The organism is Escherichia sp. KTE31, from assembly GCF_000407925.1.
Lineage (GTDB): Bacteria > Pseudomonadota > Gammaproteobacteria > Enterobacterales > Enterobacteriaceae > Escherichia > Escherichia ruysiae.
In genome coordinates this window covers 312,613-331,297 of record NZ_KE136726.1, presented here as the reverse complement: position 1 = coordinate 331,297, position 18,685 = coordinate 312,613, and the positions used below count along the sequence as shown (strand labels likewise).

The window sequence follows — 18,685 nt, the reverse complement described above, 5'->3', positions numbered from 1 at the left end:
TCGAGTAGGCCGGATAAGGCGTTTACGCCGCATCCGGCATGGACAGCGCGCACTTTGTTATCAATCTGGGCCAGCAAATGCTGGCCTGATTTGTTCTTGAGGGAAGATTATGATGCGCAAAATGCTGCTGGCGGCAGCACTTTCAGTGACGGCAATGACCGCTCACGCCGACTACCAGTGCAGCGTCACGCCGCGTGACGATGTGATTGTCAGCCCGCAAACCGTGCAGGTGAAGGGCGAAAACGGCAATCTGGTGATCACGCCAGACGGCAACGTGATGTACAACGGCAAACAATATTCTCTGAACGCTGCCCAACGCGAGCAGGCGAAGGATTATCAGGCAGAATTGCGCAGTACGTTACCGTGGATTGATGAAGGCGCGAAAAGTCGCGTCGAGAAAGCTCGCGTCGCGCTGGATAAAATTATCGTTCAGGAGATGGGCGAAAGCAGCAAAATGCGCAGCCGTCTGACCAAACTGGATGCGCAGCTGAAAGAACAGATGAACCGCATTATCGAAACGCGCAGCGATGGCCTGACGTTCCACTATAAAGCTATCGATCAGGTTCGCGCCGAAGGCCAGCAGTTAGTGAATCAGGCAATGGGCGGTATTTTGCAGGACAGCATTAATGAAATGGGCGCGAAAGCGGTGCTGAAAAGCGGCGGTAACCCATTACAGAATGTGCTGGGAAGCCTGGGGGGGCTGCAATCCTCAATCCAAACCGAGTGGAAAAAGCAGGAAAAAGATTTCCAGCAGTTTGGCAAAGATGTCTGTAGCCGTGTCGTGACACTGGAAGACAGCCGCAAAGCCCTGGTCGGGAATTTGAAATAATCCTCTATTCTAAGACGGCATAATACTTTTTTATGCCGTTTAATTCTTCGTTTTGTTACCTGCCTCTAACTTTATAGATCTCCAAAATTCATTCACGTTGTAAATTGTTTAACGTCAAATTTCCCATACAAAGCTAAGGGATAATACGTAGCGTTCACGTAACTGGAGGAATGAAATGGAGTTTTTCAAAAAGACGGCACTTGCCGCACTGGTTATGGGTTTTAGTGGTGCAGCATTAGCATTACCGAATATCACCATTCTAGCGACCGGCGGGACGATTGCCGGCGGTGGTGACTCCGCAACCAAATCTAACTACACAGCGGGTAAAGTTGGCGTAGAAAATCTGGTCAATGCGGTGCCGCAACTGAAGGACATTGCGAACGTTAAAGGCGAGCAGGTAGTTAATATCGGCTCCCAGGACATGAATGACAATGTCTGGCTGACGCTGGCGAAAAAAATTAACACCGACTGCGATAAAACTGATGGCTTCGTTATTACCCACGGTACTGACACGATGGAAGAAACCGCTTACTTCCTCGACCTGACCGTGAAATGTGACAAGCCAGTGGTGATGGTAGGCGCAATGCGCCCGTCCACTTCCATGAGCGCAGACGGTCCATTTAATCTGTATAACGCGGTAGTGACCGCAGCCGATAAAGCCTCCGCCAACCGTGGTGTGCTGGTGGTGATGAACGACACCGTGCTTGATGGTCGTGACGTCACCAAAACTAATACCACCGATGTAGCGACCTTCAAGTCTGTTAACTACGGTCCGTTGGGTTACATTCACAACGGTAAGATTGACTACCAGCGTACTCCGGCACGTAAGCACACCAGCGACACGCCGTTCGATGTCTCTAAGCTAAATGAACTGCCGAAAGTCGGCATCGTTTATAACTACGCCAACGCATCCGATCTTCCGGCAAAAGCACTGGTAGATGCAGGCTACGACGGTATCGTTAGCGCCGGTGTGGGTAACGGCAATCTGTATAAAACCGTGTTCGACACCCTGGCGACCGCTGCGAAAAACGGCACTGCGGTAGTTCGTTCTTCCCGCGTACCGACGGGCGCAACCACTCAGGATGCCGAAGTGGATGATGCAAAATACGGTTTCGTCGCTTCTGGCACGCTGAACCCGCAAAAAGCGCGCGTTCTGCTGCAACTGGCACTGACGCAAACTAAAGATCCACAGCAGATCCAGCAGATTTTCAATCAGTACTAATCGCCTCGCCCCGGTATCGTGCCGGGGCTTTTTCACTTCAGACTCACGTCCATTGCCAATTGTTATTACCCTGATGATAATCACTGGAATAAATTATTCCTCGCGAGGGTTTTCTGGTGAAAAAGCAATGGATTGTAGGCACGGCGCTGTTTGTGTTGATGTCTGGTAATGGCTGGGCCGATGGCGAACCGCCAACTGAAAATGTCTTAAAAGAACAATTCAACAAGCAGTATCACGGTATTCTCAAGCTTGATGCCATCAGTTTAAAAAACCTTGATGCGAAAGGTAATCAGGCCACCTGGTCAGCGGAAGGCGATGTTTCTTCCAGTGATGATCTCTATACCTGGGTTGGTCAACTGGCAGACTACCAACTACTGGAACAGACCTGGACGAAAGATAAGCCCGTAAAATTTTCGGCGATGTTAACCAGTAAAGGAACACCTGCGTCTGGCTGGACGGTGAGCTTTTACTCTTTTCAGGCAGCAGCCAGCGATCGTGGGCGGGTGGTCGACGATATCAAAACGAATAATAAGTATCTGATCGTGAATAGCGAAGATTTCAATTATCGCTTTAGTCAGCTTGAGTCAGCGTTGAATACCCAGAAGAGCTCGATTCCTGCGCTGGAAAAGGAAGTGAAAGAGCTTGATAAGCAAATGGCGGCGGCGCAGAAAGCAGCGGATGCATATTGGGGAAAAGATGCAAACGGCAAGCAAATGACCCGCGAAGACGCCTTCAAAAAAATACACCAACAGCGTGATGAGTTTAATAAACAGAATGATAGCGAGGCGTTCGCGGTTAAATATGACAAAGAGGTTTATCAACCGGCGATTGCGGCATGTCATAAACAAAGCGAAGAGTGTTATGAAGTGCCGATTCAGCAGAAACGGGATTTCGATATCAACGAACAGCGGCGACAGACCTTTCTGCAATCACAAAAACTTAGCCGTAAATTGCAGGATGACTGGATAACGCTCGAGAAAGGGCAATATCCGTTAACGATGAAGGTTTCAGAAATAAACAGTAAAAAAGTCGCGATATTAATGAAGATTGACGATATCAACCAGGCGAGCGATTGCTGGAAAAAAGATACCGAAGAATTACGGCGTAATGGGGTGATTAAGTAATTTCTGCGATGACGCATGACTTGTAGCCGGATGCTGCATTCACGCCGCATCCGGCAATACAAGTTTACTCCGCCAGAAAAAGCTCCAGCAGCGAATTTAAAAATAACTTCCCATGTTCCGTTATCTGCCAGTAATCCGCACACTCAGTGAGATAACCCTGAGCGATAGCCTCGTCTAACTGTGGGCGAATAACTTCTTCGCAAATCCCCGTGTACTGGCTAAACTCCACGCGCGGTGCGGCTTCCAGCAAACGGAAGCGATTCATAAAGAACTCGAATGGCTTATCTGCGGTTTCAACATCGCGCTGGCTTTCCAGATATCTTCCCTGCATAAAACCACGCGGATGACGCGTTTTGGTGGTACGCAGAATGCGCCCGTCCGGGAAGGTGACTTTGCCGTGCGCACCGCAGCCGATGCCAATATAGTCACCAAATCGCCAGTAGTTGAGATTGTGCTGGCATTGATAACCCGGTTTGGCGTAAGCGGAGGTTTCATATTGCTGATAACCCGCTGCGGTTAATAACAGATGCCCCTGTTCGAAAATATCCCACAGCGCGTCGTCGTCCGGCAGTACCGGCGGGCGTGAACCAAACAGCGTATTAGGTTCGATGGTCAGTTGATACCAGGAAAGATGCGGCGGATTCAATTCAATAGCCTGGCGCAGATCGTCAAGCGCCTCTTCCAGCGATTGATCCGGCAGCCCATGCATTAAATCAAGGTTAAAGCTACGAAGCCCCAGCTCGCTTGCCAGTTTTGCAGCACGCTTCGCTTCTTGCGGGCCATGAATACGTCCCAGCCGTTTCAGCTTTTCTTCGCTAAAGCTCTGTACACCAATGGAAATGCGGTTCACGCCAGCACGCTGGTAATCGACAAAGCGATCGGCTTCTACCGTGCCGGGGTTCGCTTCCATAGTAATTTCTGCATCCGCTGCCAGCGGCAAACGCGAACGCACGCCGTCCAGCAGCGTTTGCATCGCCGGGCCGGAAAGCAGGCTCGGCGTACCGCCGCCAATAAAGATTGTCTTTACCTCACGAGCCTGGGCGTAAGCGACATCGTTGTCCAGATCGCTAAGCAAATGCTGAACATAATCGTCGTGCGGCACTTCCCCTTTCAACGCGTGAGAGTTGAAATCGCAGTACGGGCATTTCTGCACGCACCACGGGATGTGAATGTAGAGACTCAGCGGCGGTAATTTAACCATTACGTAAAGCGTCCAGCAGCAGTTTCAACGCCTGACCACGATGGGAAATGGCGCTTTTCTCTTCGCGAGTCAGTTCGGCAGCGGTTTTGCCTTCGGAAGGCACGAAGAAAATCGGATCATAACCAAAGCCACCAGTGCCCGCCGGTTCGCGAGTAATCACACCCGGCCAGCTGCCGTGGCACACCAGCGGAGTGGGATCTTCCGCATGACGCAGATACACCAGCACACAGTGGAAGCGAGCCTGACGTTGGTTGTCCGGTACGTCTTTCAGTGTTTCCAGCAGTTTTTGCAGATTCTTTTGATCGGTTGCGTCTTCACCGGAATAACGCGCGGAGTAAATCCCTGGCGCGCCGCCAAGTACATCTACCGCCAGACCGGAGTCGTCGGCAATCGCCGGTAAACCGGTCACTTTTGCCGCGTGGCGCGCTTTCAGAATCGCGTTTTCGATAAAGGTCAGGCCGGTTTCTTCGGCGGAATCAACACCAAGTTCCGTTTGAGCCACAATATCAAGACCGAAGTCGCTAAGCAGCGACGCCAGCTCACGCACTTTACCGGCATTGCCGGTTGCGAGGACAACTTTTTGCATAGGATACCTAATTAATTAACGCCGCGATTTCTGGCGGGATTTGTTGCGGATTAATGATTTTAATTTGTTTGTGGCGGCCAAGTTCGCCTTTTTCAATCACCACCTGGCTTTTGGCTACCCGGAATTGCTTACCGAGAAACTTCACCAGATGGCTGTTGGCCTGACCGTCAACCGGCGGCGCGGTAATGGCGACTTTTACCTCGTCGCCATGTAAACCGACAATAGAATCACGGCTGGCTTTCGGCTGAATATAGAGCCGCAAAACCAGGCCGTCATCGTTAACTGTTACGGCACTCATAACGCCATCCACAGCCCCGGTAGCAGCATGTTTCCGGTCGCCTGCAATACTTCTGCGACACCCATATTGATGACATACAGCAGCAGAACGAGGATCATCGGCGAGAAATCAATCCCACCCATTGCCGGCAGCAGGCGGCGAATCGGGCGCAGCAGCGGATCGGCAAGCTGAATCAGCACGTATTCAATCGGGCTACGACCCTGGCTTACCCAGCTCATAATCGCCATTACCAGCAGTACCCAGAAAATCAGCAGGCCGATGGTCTTCAGCAGAATTAATAAACCAGCAATCCAGATGATTGGCAGAAAGGTCACCACTTTAAACAGCACAATGGCTTTGATGAAACTGAGAATATAGGCAACCAGAAGCGAGGCGCTGTCAATTGGCCCCATTGCCGGAATAACGCGGCGCAGTGGCCCGATAATTGGCTGTGTCACTTTCACCACAAACTGTGAGAAAGGGTTGTAAAAATCACAATGAGCCCACTGCATCCAGATGCGTAATAACAGCACCATGGTATACAGCTCAATGACCGTTGAAAGCAGGAAAGTCAACGTATTCATGGCGTTCCTTTAATTCCTTATTTTTTAGAGTAATCACGCGCACCAAAGATGGCTGTGCCGATGCGAACCATTGTGCTACCTGCCGCAATGGCGGCTTCCATATCGTCCGACATCCCCAGAGAGAGCGTATCGACATGCGGGTAGCGCGTTTTCAGTCCGGCAAATGCTACAGCCATTTGGCGTGCAACTTCAAACTGCCTTACATATTCTGACTCAGGCGCCGGGATAGCCATCAGCCCGCGCAGGCGTAGACGCGGTAGTTCAGCGACCGCAGCCGCCAGTTCGTCCAGTTCTGCCAGTTGAATCCCGGACTTACTGTTTTCATCACTAATATTAATTTGAATCAGTACGTTAAGAGGTGGAAGTTCTGCCGGTCGCTGGTCGTTCAGGCGGGTAGCGATACGTAAACGGTCGATGGTATGACACCAGTCGAAATGCTCTGCCACCAGGCGACTTTTGTTGGACTGTAGCGGACCAATAAAATGCCATTCTAATCCTGTTACGCCCAGTTCCTGAAAGTGGCAAATTTTATCTACCCCTTCCTGAACGTAGTTTTCACCAAATTGACGCTGCCCGGCGTCGATGGCTTCTGCGATGGCGCTCGCAGGTTTTGTTTTACTGACTGCAAGCAGCGTAATTTCTTCTGGAGAACGGCCGCAACGCGTTGCAGCCGCTGAGATTTTGTCCCGAACCTGTGCCAGGTTATGCGCAATATCGTTCATTTTCCGAGGATCTTAGTATGAATATGGAAGAAATTGTGGCCCTTAGTGTAAAGCATAACGTCTCGGATCTACACCTGTGCAGCGCCTGGCCCGCACGATGGCGCATTCGCGGCAGAATGGAAGCTGCACCGTTTGACGCGCCGGACGTGGAAGAGCTACTGCGGGAGTGGCTGGATGACGAGCAGAGGGCGATATTGCTTGAAAATGGTCAGCTTGATTTTGCCGTATCGCTGGCGGAAAACCAGCGGTTGCGCGGCAGTGCGTTCGCGCAACGGCAAGGCATTTCTCTGGCGTTACGGTTGTTACCTTCGTACTGCCCGCAGCTCGAACAGCTTGGTGCGCCACCGGTATTGCCGGAATTACTCAAGAGCGAGAATGGCCTGATTCTGGTGACGGGGGCGACGGGGAGTGGCAAATCTACCACGCTGGCGGCGATGGTTGGCTATCTTAATCAACATGCCGATGCGCATATTCTGACGCTGGAAGATCCTGTTGAATATCTCTATGCCAGCCAGCGATGTTTGATCCAGCAACGAGAAATCGGTTTGCACTGTATGACGTTCGCATCGGGATTGCGTGCCGCATTGCGGGAAGATCCCGATGTGATATTGCTCGGAGAGCTGCGTGACAGCGAGACAATACGTCTGGCGCTGACGGCGGCAGAAACCGGACATCTGGTGCTGGCGACCTTACATACGCGCGGTGCGGCGCAGGCCGTTGAGCGGCTGGTGGATTCATTTCCGGCGCAGGAAAAAGATCCCGTGCGTAATCAACTGGCGGGGAGTTTACGGGCGGTGTTGTCACAAAAGCTGGAAGTGGATAAGCAGGAAGGGCGCGTGGCGCTGTTTGAATTATTGATTAACACGCCTGCGGTGGGGAATTTGATTCGCGAAGGGAAAACCCACCAGTTGCCACATGTTATTCAAACCGGGCAGCAGGTGGGGATGATAACGTTTCAGCAGAGTTATCAGCAGCGGGTGGGGGAAGGGCGTTTGTGAGGCGAAATTGGTTGATTAGCTTCGTAAATATGCCTGATTTGCTACGCTTATCAGGCATACAAACGCAGCATCCGGCAATAAACGTCTGATGCGACGCTAACGCGTCTTATCAGACCTACGGCCGTTGCCACATGTAGGCGGATAAGGCGTTTAAGCCGCATCCGGCAAGATGACGGTAATGACAATTCGCCAGGCTTATAAATCGCCTTAATAACCCTGCTCGAAATAACTTTCGAGAATGATAACCGCAGAGGCAGAGTCGACTTTACCTTTGTTGAGCGCCCGGTAACCACCTTGTTCAAAAAGCCCGGAACGCGCTTCTACGGTGCTAAGACGCTCGTCATGTAGCTTTACTTCAACACCGAAACGACCATGAATACGGTTGGCAAATTTACGCGCTCTGGCAGTCAACGGTTGCTCGGTGCCGTCCATATTCAGCGGCAAACCGACGATGATTTCGTCCGGCTGCCACTCTTTCAGTAAACGTTCAATAAGGTTCCAGTCCGGCGTACCGTCCTGCGCTTTAATTGCAGGCAAAGGGCGAGCGGTGCCGGTAATACGTTGACCTACCGCCACGCCAATGCTTTTAGTGCCGAAATCAAAGGCGAGTAAGGTTCCGCTCATCAGGCGTGCCCCGCCACACCAGGCATAGTGAGAATATCAACACCAATCAGTCTTGCCGCATCGCGCCAGCGGTCGGCAATCGGCGTTTTGAACAGAATATTCAGATCTGCCGGGGCGGTTAGCCAGGCGTTGTCGAGAATCTCTTGTTCCAGCTGGCCTTTATCCCAGGAGGCGTAACCCAGCGCCACCAATACGTCAGACGGTTGTTTATCGGTGCCGAGCGTTTCAAGTACATCACGGGAGGTGGTCATCACCGTGTTGTCTGAAATGCGAATACTGGAAGCAAAATTTGATGGTGGAGTATGCAAAATAAACCCGCGATCTTCAGCCAGCGGGCCGCCAAGCATAACCGGTTTGTCCAGACGGATTGATTCATCACGCGGCTCCGGCGTGATCTTCAGCTTTTCCAGAATCCCTTCAATTTTGAGATTTTCCAGTGGCTTGTTGACGATGATCCCCATTGCGCCATTGGTATTATGTTCGCAAATGTAGACCACGGAACGACGAAAAATCGGATCCTGGAGAGCAGGCATGGCAATAAGAAAGTGATGCTGTAAATTCATTGTCAGAGGTTCTGTTTCCTGGTTCAAAAAAGCAACAGCGCCCAGTATGCGTGGAAAGAAGGGCGCTGTCACTCAGAGTCTCAACGAGTTCCCTCTCGTTAAGCGGGGTTATTGCTGCTGTAAACGTGCTTCGATGGCATCCATTAACATTCCGGTGATCGAGACCGGAAACTCTGCTTCAATCTCACGAATACAGGTTGGGCTGGTGACGTTAATTTCAGTCAGACGGTCGCCAATAATATCCAGGCCAACAAAGATAAGCCCTTTTTCTTTCAGCGTCGGCCCGACCTGGCGTGCGATTTTCCAGTCACTTTCAGTTAGCGGACGAGGTTCGCCACGACCACCGGCAGCCAGATTGCCACGGGTTTCGCCACCTTGTGGAATACGTGCCAGACAGTACGGCACTGGCTCGCCATCGACGACCAGCACGCGCTTGTCGCCATCTTTAATGGCAGGCAGATAATTCTGCGCCATGCAGTAGCGCGTGCCGTGTTCAGTCAGGGTTTCGGCTATTACGCCGAGGTTCGGATCGCCCTCTTTCACCCGGAAAATAGACGCACCGCCCATACCGTCCAGCGGCTTAAGGATGATGTCGGTATGTTTTTCCCAGAACGCTTTCAACTGTGCTTTATTGCGCGTGACCAGCGTTTCCGGTGTTAAGTCAGAGAACCAGGCGGTAAACAGTTTTTCGTTACAGTCGCGCAGGCTCTGCGGCTTGTTAACGATCAGCGTACCTTTCTCTTCGGCACGTTCCAGAATATAGGTTGCGTAGATAAACTCGGTATCAAACGGCGGATCTTTACGCATCAGGATCACGTCGAGATCGGCCAGTGGCAGATCCTGCTCTCCCGTAAACTCGTACCATTTATCGTAGTTTTGTTCAACGCTCAGAGTACGCGTATGAGCACGGGCTTCACCGTTAATCAAATAGAGATCGGCCATCTCCATATAGTGAAGTTCGTAACCACGACGTTGTGCTTCCAGCAACATAGCGAAGCTGGAATCTTTCTTGATGTTGATGCTTGCGATGGGGTCCATCACGATGCCGAGCTTGATCATTATTCTTCTCCGTTAGCCCAGATCGCCAAAACGTACTTGTAGCGCAGTTATGGCGGTGAGCGCAGTTGTCTCTGTACGCAAAACGCGAGGTCCCAACAGGATATCAGTAAATTGATAGCGGGCAGTCATGGCAATTTCATCTGCCGACAAACCGCCTTCCGGGCCAATCAGCAGGCGGACGCGTTCGACCGGCAACGGCAACGTGTTGATACTGTTACTGGCGCGCGGGTGAAGATTCAGTTTCAGCCCTTCATCCTGCTCTGCACACCAGGCTTCCAGATCCATCGCCGGACGGATTTCCGGCACCCGATTACGACCACACTGCTCGCAGGCGGCAATTGCAATTTTCTGCCACTGCTGGAGCTTCTTGTTCAGACGTTCGCTATCCAGTTTAACGCCGCAGCGTTCAGAAAAAAGTGGCGTAATGAGGCTTACTCCAAGTTCGATCGATTTCTGGATAGTAAATTCCATTTTTTCACCGCGCGACATCACCTGACCGAGATGAATATGCAACGGGGATTCACGATCGTCGAGCTGACCTTCCAGCACTTTTACTTCGACACTTTTTTTGCTGGCGCTGGTAATTTCTGCGTCAAAGACTTGGTTGCTGCCGTCAAACAATTGCAACGCCTGTCCAGGTCCCATACGCAGCACACGTCCGATATGGTTGGCTGCATCTTCGCAAAGCGCAATGTGAGAGTTGCTGATAAGTGGTTCTGGATGATAAATGCGGGGGATACGCATGGTTAAAAATCCGCGTCGTCTCCCCACGCGGTTGTCCGCGTGGGGTAGGGGTTAACAAAAAGAATCCCGCTAGTGTAGGTTAGCTCTTTCGCGCCTGGCAAGCGCGTTGCACATACGGGTTATGATTGCCTTGCATCTTCGCAATACGTTCGTCGCGCTCGCACTCCCAATCGGTCACCGGATACATCTTGTTCCAGGCGTTAAAAAGCTGCGTTTGTTGGCGTGAGAGTGTCAGGTTGTACTGGTCGCGCATGTAGAAGTAAATCCGCGCAATGGAGCCACGGGCATGAGCTGGCGGTTCAGCCACTTTTTCTTTGAAATCCACCTTCATGGCGCACTGCCCGTACTGCCCTTCGCCGCCGTTCCACTGACTATACATAAAATTGCCGCGATCGCCGTTCACTTCGCCTATTGCGGGCTGAAGGTTATGCATATCGCTTTCCATTTGGCGATAAACCGGATCTTTGGCGCAGTTTTTACGACCGCCTTCCTGCCAGCACTGACGCTGGTGGCCGAACTGCCAGGCAGGAACCACATGTTCCCACTCTACGCGGCTAGCGCGGTTTTCATTTTTGCGCACCTGGTATCCGCACGACTCCAGATCCACGATGCCTTTTTTACCCTGCCAGTTGATTTTACATCCGCAGTAAAATGTTCCCGGCACGTCAGCATAGACTTTTACCGCCGCATTTTTCGCCTGGGAAAAACTATTGATGCCTTCGGCCAATGCAGGGCCGGAAAATGCTGCGCTCAGTACCACCGCAGCCACAGACAAATTACGGTACATCACTTACTCCGTGTTAAAACGAGCGAGCAACGTAGCGAAAGTTGTTTTGGTATGCAATCAGCCAGATCAGTAAAATTCCTGATAGTTCTACTGGTTATTGGGCAACCAGTTGTTCACCGCAGTGAACGCAGCGATAGACGGCCTCTCCACGCACCACGCGATTATGGCGGCGTACGGTAAGCTGATGCTCCTGGCATTTACAGCGGTAAGGGAAGGTGTTGCGGCGCACGGATTGTAGCTCAAACTGATGCGTGCGGCGGGCGGGAACGCCCAGCACGTTTTCCATCATCCACTTCCACTCTTTTCCATGCGGCGCCACGCGACCGAAGTGTTTCCAGACCAGTAAATGCGCCAGTTCGTGCGGCACCACTTCTTCTATAAAAGCCTCGCTGTTTTCCATCAGCAAAACCGGATTGAGGCGAATTTCATAGCTGTCCAGCCATGCCGTTCCGGCGGATGTACCACGCTGGGTGTACGAAATTTTTGGCTCCGGGTAATTACGCCCTAGCTTCAGGTTGGCCTGGGCGAGTTTTTCCCGCAGGCGACGCATAACGGCCTGTTGGATGGCGATAGGGAGACGGGAAGTTTTCATAGCGGCTGAGGATAAAGCGAAGAAAAGATGACTGCAAGAGGCGGCTTCCTCCGCGACGGGAGGAAGCCTGAGGAGATTAATCGTGAGCGCCGATTTCGCGCAGTTTACGACCTTTCATCAGATTACGTTCAATATGTTCCAGCGAAACGTGTTTGGTTTCCGGCACCAGCCACAGCGTCAGCAGGATAAACAGCACGTTCAGAGCCGCATACACCCAGAAGGTGTTGGCGTTGCCTAGCGTGTTGAGCATGGTCAGGAACGTTGCGCCGACGATCATGTTGGCAATCCAGTTGGTGGCGGTGGAGCAGGTGATGCCAAAATCGCGGCCTTTCAGCGGCTGAATTTCGGAGCACAGTACCCAAATCAGCGGACCGGCGCTCATCGCAAAACCGACAATAAACATCAGCAACATGGCGATAGCGAAATACTGCGCCGACGGTGAGTGAATACCGATATGCATCATTGTGCCGAGTACGCCCATGCCCGCAGCCATGACGAGGAAACCCAGCGTCAGCGTTGGTTTACGTCCCCAGCGGTCAACAAGGCCGATAGCGATAAAGGTGGCGAGTACGTTGGTCAGGCCGACGATCACCGTCCCCCACATTTGCTCGGTGGTGTTGGTATAACCTGCCAGTTCGAAGATTTTCGGCGCGTAATACATGATGACGTTCATCCCGGTGAATTGCTGCATCACCTGCAACAGTACGCCAAGGAACACCGCGCGACGGAAGTTGCTGTTCTCTTTAAACAGCGCCCAACCACTCTGTTTAACCTGCAAACTTTCACGGATTTCATCCAGTTCGCGTTTCGCTTCCGCGCTGGTGTCGCGCAGGCGCAGCAGCACGCGTTCGGCATCAACAAAGCGACGTTTGGCGGCAAACCAACGTGGGCTGTCTGGCAGGAAGAAGACACCAATCAGCAGCAGAATTGCCGGGATGATAATCACACCCAGCATCCAGCGCCATGCGCCAGTGTAGCTGAAGGCGGTATCAGAAAGATAAGCACCGAGGATGCCGATGGTAATCATCAGCTGATACATCGAGATCATACTGCCGCGAATTTTTTCCGGTGCAATTTCAGAGAGGTAAAGCGGCGCGGTATAAGAGGCAACACCCACCGCCAGCCCCAGCAGAACGCGGGAAAGAATCAATACTTCAACGTTCGGCGCAGCCGCAGAAAACAGCGAACCGGCAACAAACAGGATTGCGCCGATCATCAGACTCTTTTTGCGCCCGAGTTTAAAAGAGAGCCAGCCACTGCCTACCGCACCGACTGCCGCCCCAAACATCATGGAGCTTACGACCCATTCTTGCGTGTGCGAGGTAATCTGGAATTCATCTGCAATAAACGGCAGTGCGCCAGCAATTACACCGATATCCAGGCCAAAGAGTAATCCTGCCAGAGCGGCAAGGAAGCAGACGAAAAACGTCATTGCCTTGTTTGACCGCCCCTGTTTTTTAGCGTCAGGCATGATGCCCTCCAATATGTTATTTTTTATTGTGAATTAAGATAGGTGAGTACGACGTAAAAAGATGTGAAGCAAATCACATCGGTGTAATCGATTACACTGGCATTTATAGTAGTTATAATTTAAGTGTATGAAAACAATTGATTTATATCATCATAGATTAAACATAGTTATCTGCAATTAAGACTTTGCTGAAAAGAAATGTAACAGTTATGAAAAATGAATCACAAGATGAAAATACTGTGAATGTTTGCTCTTCGTGGTTGGTGTAATCGGTTTCAGTAATGGTGATAATTTGCGGGTAAACGTGTTCAGCAATGGAAAGTTGCTATCGTGTGGGCGGCTTTTTGCCGGATGCGGCGTGAATAACTACGTTTGGAGTTTGTAGGACTGATAAGCGTAGTGCATCGGGCATTTTTTTAGAAAAGAAAAAGGCCAGCACGAGGCTGGCCTTTGAAAGCAGGGATAAAAGATTATTTCAGACCGGCTGCATCGCGCAGCAGTTGCGCTTTGTCGGTTTTTTCCCATGGGAAATGTTCGCGACCAAAGTGACCGTATGCTGCGGTTTCTTTGTAGATCGGGTGCAGCAGATCCAGCATCTGAATCAGACCGTATGGGCGCAGGTCGAAGAACTCACGTACCAGCAAGGTCAGCTGTTCAGAAGGTACTTTCTCAGTACCGAAAGTTTCGACCATGATGGAGGTCGGTTCTGCCACGCCGATCGCGTAGGAAACCTGAATTTCACAACGATCGGCCAGACCTGCAGCAACGATGTTTTTCGCTACATAACGTGCCGCGTAGGCTGCGGAGCGGTCCACTTTTGATGGATCTTTACCAGAGAATGCGCCGCCACCGTGACGTGCCATGCCGCCGTAAGTATCGACGATGATTTTGCGACCAGTCAGACCGCAGTCACCCATCGGGCCGCCGATAACAAAACGTCCGGTCGGGTTGATGAAGAATTTGGTTGCGGAAGTCAGCCATTCAGCGGGCAGAATCGGCTTGATGATCTCTTCCATCACCGCTTCTTGCAGGGATTTCTGGTCGATCTCTTCAGAATGCTGGGTGGAAAGCACTACAGCATCGATGCCGACGATTTTGCCGTCGTCATACTGGAAAGTAACCTGGCTTTTCGCGTCCGGGCGCAGCCACGGCAGAGTGCCGTTTTTACGCACTTCAGCCTGACGCTGTACCAGACGGTGTGCATAGGTGATTGGTGCTGGCATCAGCACGTCGGTTTCATTGGTTGCGTAACCAAACATCAGACCCTGGTCGCCCGCGCCCTGTTCCAGCGGATCGGCACGGTCAACACCCTGGTTGATGTCAGGAGACTGTTTGCCGATGGCGCTCAGAACCGCACAGGAGTTAGCGTCAAAGCCCATGTCGGAATGCACATAGCCAATTTCGCGAACGGTGTTACGGGTGATCTCTTCGATGTCTACCCAGGCGCTGGTGGTGATTTCACCGCCAACTAAGACCATGCCGGTTTTTACGTAGGTTTCGCAAGCAACGCGTGCTTTCGGATCCTGTTCGAGAATCGCATCTAAAACAGCATCAGAGATTTGGTCAGCAATTTTGTCAGGATGCCCTTCAGAGACGGACTCGGACGTAAAAAGGTGTTTTGCCATATTTAATATCACCAAAAGAGAATTTAGTTAGCTCAAACTGTTGTGTGGATTTTCTGTGGTAGCGGATCCTACCACGACTCTGCAGATTAAAAACACTGGCAGTCTGAGTGTTAATCAGTATGGATGGATTAACATCTGGACGGCTATTTTAGGTCACTTCTTCACCCAATTTCCACTTTTTTTTGAATCGTGTCTCATTCTGCTAAAAACGTAGCTGGAAATTTTTCCTGACAATGCTGGCATTCTGCGCATTTATCTTTTGCAATTTTCTGCCATTGTGGGGTATAAAACGCGGCGCGCGGCTTAAATAAAAAGCACACGACGTTTCTTTCGTGTTGCCACTTCCAGCCGGGTTGAAATCAGTGTTTTAGCTTGTTGGTTCGTCTTCGCAGGCGGCCGTGGAGGTGATACGAAATAATGAATCGTTGTCTGCTGCTTAATCTGTCGCACCGTTCTGGTGTAGATTCGTTCCCCGCATTCTGCATCTCTGCATTGCATACCTGCCGATGTTATACCCATCTCGGCGCTTCTCAGGATTCAAGAGCTGGCAACAGTTACTGAAGACTGAACAAGGGCGCTCTTGTAAAAAACAAGAGTTTTCTCGTGGTTTCGCCGAACTGTCACACTTACGTTCGGTTATGTGTTTAATAATGTTATGAAAAAGAAACCGGTTGCGCAGTCGGAGCGTCAGCATACGCTGCTGGAAAATCCGTGTGCTTATGGGTTGTTATCGCAGTTTCAGGCTGCGATAGTGGTTAACTGTTTTACACTTAATAAAATAATTTGAGGTTCGCTATGTCTGACGACATGTCTATGAGTTTGCCTTCGTCAGCGGGCGAACACGGTGTACTACGCTCCATGCAGGAGGTTGCAATGAGCTCCCAGGAAGCCAGCAAGATGCTGCGTACTTACAATATTGCCTGGTGGGGCAATAACTACTATGACGTTAACGAGCTGGGTCACATCAGCGTGTGCCCGGACCCGGACGTCCCGGAAGCTCGCGTCGATCTCGCGCAGTTGGTGAAAACCCGCGAAGCGCAGGGGCAGCGCCTGCCAGCACTGTTCTGCTTCCCGCAGATCCTCCAGCACCGTTTGCGTTCCATTAATGCTGCGTTTAAACGTGCGCGGGAATCCTACGGTTATAACGGTGACTACTTCCTCGTTTATCCGATTAAAGTTAACCAGCATCGCCGCGTGATTGAATCTCTGATTCATTCTGGTGAGCCGCTGGGACTGGAAGCAGGTTCCAAAGCCGAGTTGATGGCGGTGCTGGCTCATGCGGGCATGACCCGTAGCGTCATCGTCTGTAACGGTTATAAAGACCGCGAATATATCCGCCTGGCGCTGATTGGCGAGAAGATGGGCCATAAGGTCTATCTGGTTATTGAGAAGATGTCGGAAATCGCCATTGTGCTGGATGAAGCTGAACGCCTGAACGTTGTTCCGCGTCTGGGTGTGCGTGCGCGTCTGGCCTCACAAGGTTCTGGCAAATGGCAGTCTTCTGGCGGGGAAAAATCGAAGTTCGGTCTGGCTGCAACCCAGGTACTGCAACTGGTTGAAACGCTGCGTGAAGCCGGACGTCTCGACAGCCTGCAACTGCTGCACTTCCACCTCGGTTCGCAGATGGCGAATATTCGCGATATCGCCACCGGCGTTCGGGAATCCGCGCGTTTCTACGTTGAGTTGCACAAGCTGGGCGTCAATATTCAGTGCTTTGACGTCGGCGGCGGCCTGGGCGTGGACTATGAAGGCACCCGTTCACAGTCCGATTGTTCGGTGAACTATGGCCTCAATGAATACGCCAACAACATCATTTGGGCGATTGGCGATGCTTGTGAGGAAAACGGCCTGCCGCATCCGACGGTGATCACCGAATCGGGTCGTGCGGTGACTGCGCATCACACCGTGCTGGTGTCTAATATCATCGGCGTGGAACGTAATGAATACACGGTGCCGACCGCGCCCGCAGAAGATGCGCCGCGCGCACTGCAAAGCATGTGGGAAACCTGGCAGGAAATGCACGAACCGGGGACTCGCCGTTCTCTGCGTGAGTGGCTGCATGACAGTCAGATGGACTTGCACGATATTCATATCGGATACTCTTCCGGCACTTTTAGCCTGCAAGAACGTGCATGGGCGGAACAGCTCTATCTGAGCATGTGCCATGAAGTGCAGAAGCAGCTGGATCCGCAAAACCGTGCTCATCGTCCGATTATCGACGAATTGCAGGAACGTATGGCGGACAAAATGTACGTCAACTTCTCGCTGTTCCAGTCAATGCCGGACGCATGGGGGATCGACCAGTTGTTCCCGGTTCTGCCGCTTGAAGGGTTGGATCAAGTGCCGGAACGTCGCGCTGTGCTGCTGGATATCACCTGTGACTCTGACGGTGCTATCGACCACTATATCGATGGTGACGGTATTGCCACGACAATGCCTATGCCGGAGTACGATCCGGAGAATCCACCGATGCTCGGTTTCTTTATGGTCGGTGCCTATCAGGAGATCCTCGGCAACATGCACAACCTGTTCGGTGATACCGAAGCGGTTGATGTGTTCGTCTTCCCTGACGGCAGCGTAGAAGTGGAGCTGTCTGATGAAGGCGATACCGTTGCGGACATGTTGCAATATGTACAGCTCGATCCGAAAACGCTGTTAACTCAGTTCCGCGATCAAGTGAAGAAAACCGATCTTGATGCTGAGCTGCAACAACAGTTCCTGGAAGAGTTCGAGGCGGGGTTGTACGGTTATACCTATCTTGAAGATGAATAATTAAGATTATTCCGCTGGCGGGTCGATTTATTTACGTAAATCGGCTCGCTTTCTTTTTATATATTCTTAAAAATAATTTGGCTGCTTTTCTTATTAAATAATCCCCCTACAATCGCTGTATTAATTAAATAGAGGGAACGGTTATGAAAAAATGGAAAGTACGTAGCGCGTTGGTGGCATTAGTCGTGCTGCTGGCAGGTTGCGCAAGTAATGCGCAGTATAATAGCAGTGCATCGGGCAATGTCGGCACTGCCTGGGGGGGAGATGTGCACTCAACGGTTCATGGTGTATCTGCTGAACGCGCCTGGCGCGATCCGGCAGAGATGATCGTTATTAATTATTCGACAAATATTCCTTCCGGCTACGACCGTGTTTATAGCATTCGGATTAACGAGCTGGAATATGCTATTCGTGATGCGAATTTTAATTCTCTACCTATTACGCGAGTTTATGATTCATCAAATAATGAACCGCGATATATTGTTCATGCCAGAGTGGGGATGAATTATCAATTATATGTCCGTAACTACAGCCGGAACACTAACTACGAGATCGTTGCTACGGTTGATGGCCTGGATGTTCTGAATGGTAAACAAGGTTCGTTGAATAACAATGGCTATATTGTGAACGCTGGTGATTCGTTAGCGATTAAAGGATTCCGTAAAGATAAACATACCGAAGCGGCTTTTCAGTTCGCCAATGTTGCAGATTCCTACGCCGCCAATTCGGCGCAAGGCGATGTGCGTAATACCGGGGTGATCGGCTTTGCCGCCTTTGAATTGCAAGGCTCGGCGAAAAGCGCGCTGCCGCCGTGCTCTGGACAAGCCTTTCCGGCTGACAACAATGGCTATGCGCCGCCACCGTGTCGTAAATAGCAACCTCGCTTGATGCCTCGCCCATTTAAG

Annotated in this window: 21 protein-coding genes and 1 pseudogene; 9 read left to right on the top strand and 13 right to left on the bottom strand. The window is 51.3% G+C overall.

The window, feature by feature from the left end; translation table 11 throughout:
* Window positions 1-109 precede the first annotated feature (109 nt).
* The 3 genes from WES_RS04020 (at window position 110) to WES_RS04030 (ending at window position 3,175) form a co-directional block, all read left to right on the top strand.
* On the top strand, window positions 110-829 hold the full coding sequence (locus tag WES_RS04020) for a YggN family protein (RefSeq protein WP_000984799.1): 720 nt from the start codon (window positions 110-112) through the stop codon (window positions 827-829).
* A gap of 175 nt (window positions 830-1,004) precedes the next feature.
* Window positions 1,005-2,051, top strand: a complete 1,047-nt coding sequence (gene ansB, locus WES_RS04025; protein ID WP_000394132.1) for an L-asparaginase 2 — start codon at window positions 1,005-1,007, stop codon at window positions 2,049-2,051.
* A gap of 116 nt (window positions 2,052-2,167) precedes the next feature.
* Window positions 2,168-3,175: a DUF1202 family protein gene (locus WES_RS04030; RefSeq protein WP_000745198.1), complete on the top strand. Its 1,008-nt coding sequence runs from the start codon at window positions 2,168-2,170 to the stop codon at window positions 3,173-3,175.
* A 64-nt stretch (window positions 3,176-3,239) separates the two neighbouring features.
* On the opposite strand, the gene hemW is transcribed toward WES_RS04030, so the two are convergent.
* The 5 genes from hemW to yggS are packed head-to-tail and all read right to left on the bottom strand — an operon-like array spanning window position 3,240 to window position 6,545.
* The gene (hemW, locus tag WES_RS04035) at window positions 3,240-4,376 is read right to left on the bottom strand and encodes a radical SAM family heme chaperone HemW (protein WP_016159706.1); all 1,137 of its coding nucleotides are present in this window, start codon (window positions 4,374-4,376) and stop codon (window positions 3,240-3,242) included.
* Window positions 4,369-4,962: an XTP/dITP diphosphatase gene (locus tag WES_RS04040; RefSeq protein WP_016159705.1), complete on the bottom strand. Its 594-nt coding sequence runs from the start codon at window positions 4,960-4,962 to the stop codon at window positions 4,369-4,371. Before WES_RS04040 ends, hemW begins: the two co-directional genes overlap by 8 nt.
* Before the next feature lie 7 nt (window positions 4,963-4,969).
* Complete coding sequence (yggU, locus tag WES_RS04045; RefSeq protein ID WP_001277222.1) at window positions 4,970-5,260, bottom strand: DUF167 family protein YggU; 291 nt, start codon at window positions 5,258-5,260, stop codon at window positions 4,970-4,972.
* A complete protein-coding gene (gene yggT, locus WES_RS04050; protein WP_001094831.1) occupies window positions 5,257-5,823 on the bottom strand; it encodes an osmotic shock tolerance protein YggT in 567 nt (188 codons plus the stop codon). Before yggT ends, yggU begins: the two co-directional genes overlap by 4 nt.
* Window positions 5,824-5,840: 17 nt before the next feature.
* Window positions 5,841-6,545: a pyridoxal phosphate homeostasis protein gene (gene yggS, locus WES_RS04055; RefSeq protein WP_010354533.1), complete on the bottom strand. Its 705-nt coding sequence runs from the start codon at window positions 6,543-6,545 to the stop codon at window positions 5,841-5,843.
* A gap of 17 nt (window positions 6,546-6,562) precedes the next feature.
* Between yggS and WES_RS04060 the strand changes: the two genes are divergently transcribed.
* Window positions 6,563-7,543: a PilT/PilU family type 4a pilus ATPase gene (locus WES_RS04060; RefSeq protein ID WP_010354531.1), complete on the top strand. Its 981-nt coding sequence runs from the start codon at window positions 6,563-6,565 to the stop codon at window positions 7,541-7,543.
* 207 nt (window positions 7,544-7,750) lie between these two features.
* Here the strand turns inward: WES_RS04060 and ruvX are convergent, their stop codons facing one another.
* From ruvX to metK, 8 genes are all read right to left on the bottom strand, one after another.
* Complete coding sequence (ruvX, locus tag WES_RS04065) at window positions 7,751-8,167, bottom strand: Holliday junction resolvase RuvX (RefSeq protein WP_000017111.1); 417 nt, start codon at window positions 8,165-8,167, stop codon at window positions 7,751-7,753.
* Window positions 8,167-8,730 carry a YqgE/AlgH family protein gene (locus WES_RS04070; RefSeq protein ID WP_010354528.1) on the bottom strand — a complete coding sequence of 188 codons (564 nt, stop codon included), beginning with the start codon at window positions 8,728-8,730 and terminating at the stop codon, window positions 8,167-8,169. Before WES_RS04070 ends, ruvX begins: the two co-directional genes overlap by 1 nt.
* Before the next feature lie 108 nt (window positions 8,731-8,838).
* A complete protein-coding gene (gshB, locus tag WES_RS04075; RefSeq protein WP_000593295.1) occupies window positions 8,839-9,789 on the bottom strand; it encodes a glutathione synthase in 951 nt (316 codons plus the stop codon).
* Window positions 9,790-9,801: 12 nt separating this feature from the next.
* A complete protein-coding gene (rsmE, locus tag WES_RS04080) occupies window positions 9,802-10,533 on the bottom strand; it encodes a 16S rRNA (uracil(1498)-N(3))-methyltransferase (protein WP_010350368.1) in 732 nt (243 codons plus the stop codon).
* Window positions 10,534-10,612: 79 nt separating this feature from the next.
* Complete coding sequence (gene endA, locus WES_RS04085) at window positions 10,613-11,320, bottom strand: deoxyribonuclease I (protein ID WP_000286194.1); 708 nt, start codon at window positions 11,318-11,320, stop codon at window positions 10,613-10,615.
* A 94-nt stretch (window positions 11,321-11,414) separates the two neighbouring features.
* A complete protein-coding gene (locus tag WES_RS04090; protein ID WP_000858392.1) occupies window positions 11,415-11,912 on the bottom strand; it encodes a SprT family zinc-dependent metalloprotease in 498 nt (165 codons plus the stop codon).
* A 76-nt stretch (window positions 11,913-11,988) separates the two neighbouring features.
* A complete protein-coding gene (gene galP, locus WES_RS04095; protein WP_001112301.1) occupies window positions 11,989-13,383 on the bottom strand; it encodes a galactose/proton symporter in 1,395 nt (464 codons plus the stop codon).
* 470 nt (window positions 13,384-13,853) lie between these two features.
* On the bottom strand, window positions 13,854-15,008 hold the full coding sequence (metK, locus tag WES_RS04100; protein ID WP_001062128.1) for a methionine adenosyltransferase: 1,155 nt from the start codon (window positions 15,006-15,008) through the stop codon (window positions 13,854-13,856).
* Between the two features lie 55 nt (window positions 15,009-15,063).
* Between metK and WES_RS24695 the strand changes: the two are divergent.
* The 5 genes and pseudogenes from WES_RS24695 to WES_RS04110 all read left to right on the top strand — a co-directional run bounded on the left by WES_RS24695 (window position 15,064) and on the right by WES_RS04110 (window position 18,655).
* Window positions 15,064-15,315 (top strand): annotated as a pseudogene (locus WES_RS24695) (hypothetical protein).
* Window positions 15,316-15,425: 110 nt separating this feature from the next.
* Complete coding sequence (locus tag WES_RS24690) at window positions 15,426-15,569, top strand: hypothetical protein (protein WP_272941840.1); 144 nt, start codon at window positions 15,426-15,428, stop codon at window positions 15,567-15,569.
* Window positions 15,570-15,663: 94 nt separating this feature from the next.
* Window positions 15,664-15,795, top strand: a complete 132-nt coding sequence (gene yqgB, locus WES_RS0121750) for an acid stress response protein YqgB (RefSeq protein ID WP_001338822.1) — start codon at window positions 15,664-15,666, stop codon at window positions 15,793-15,795.
* 8 nt (window positions 15,796-15,803) lie between these two features.
* On the top strand, window positions 15,804-17,780 hold the full coding sequence (gene speA, locus WES_RS04105) for a biosynthetic arginine decarboxylase (protein WP_010347927.1): 1,977 nt from the start codon (window positions 15,804-15,806) through the stop codon (window positions 17,778-17,780).
* A 143-nt stretch (window positions 17,781-17,923) separates the two neighbouring features.
* Window positions 17,924-18,655 (top strand): hypothetical protein, encoded by a 732-nt coding sequence (locus WES_RS04110; protein WP_016159703.1) that lies wholly within the window; start codon window positions 17,924-17,926, stop codon window positions 18,653-18,655.
* Window positions 18,656-18,685: the final 30 nt, after the last annotated feature.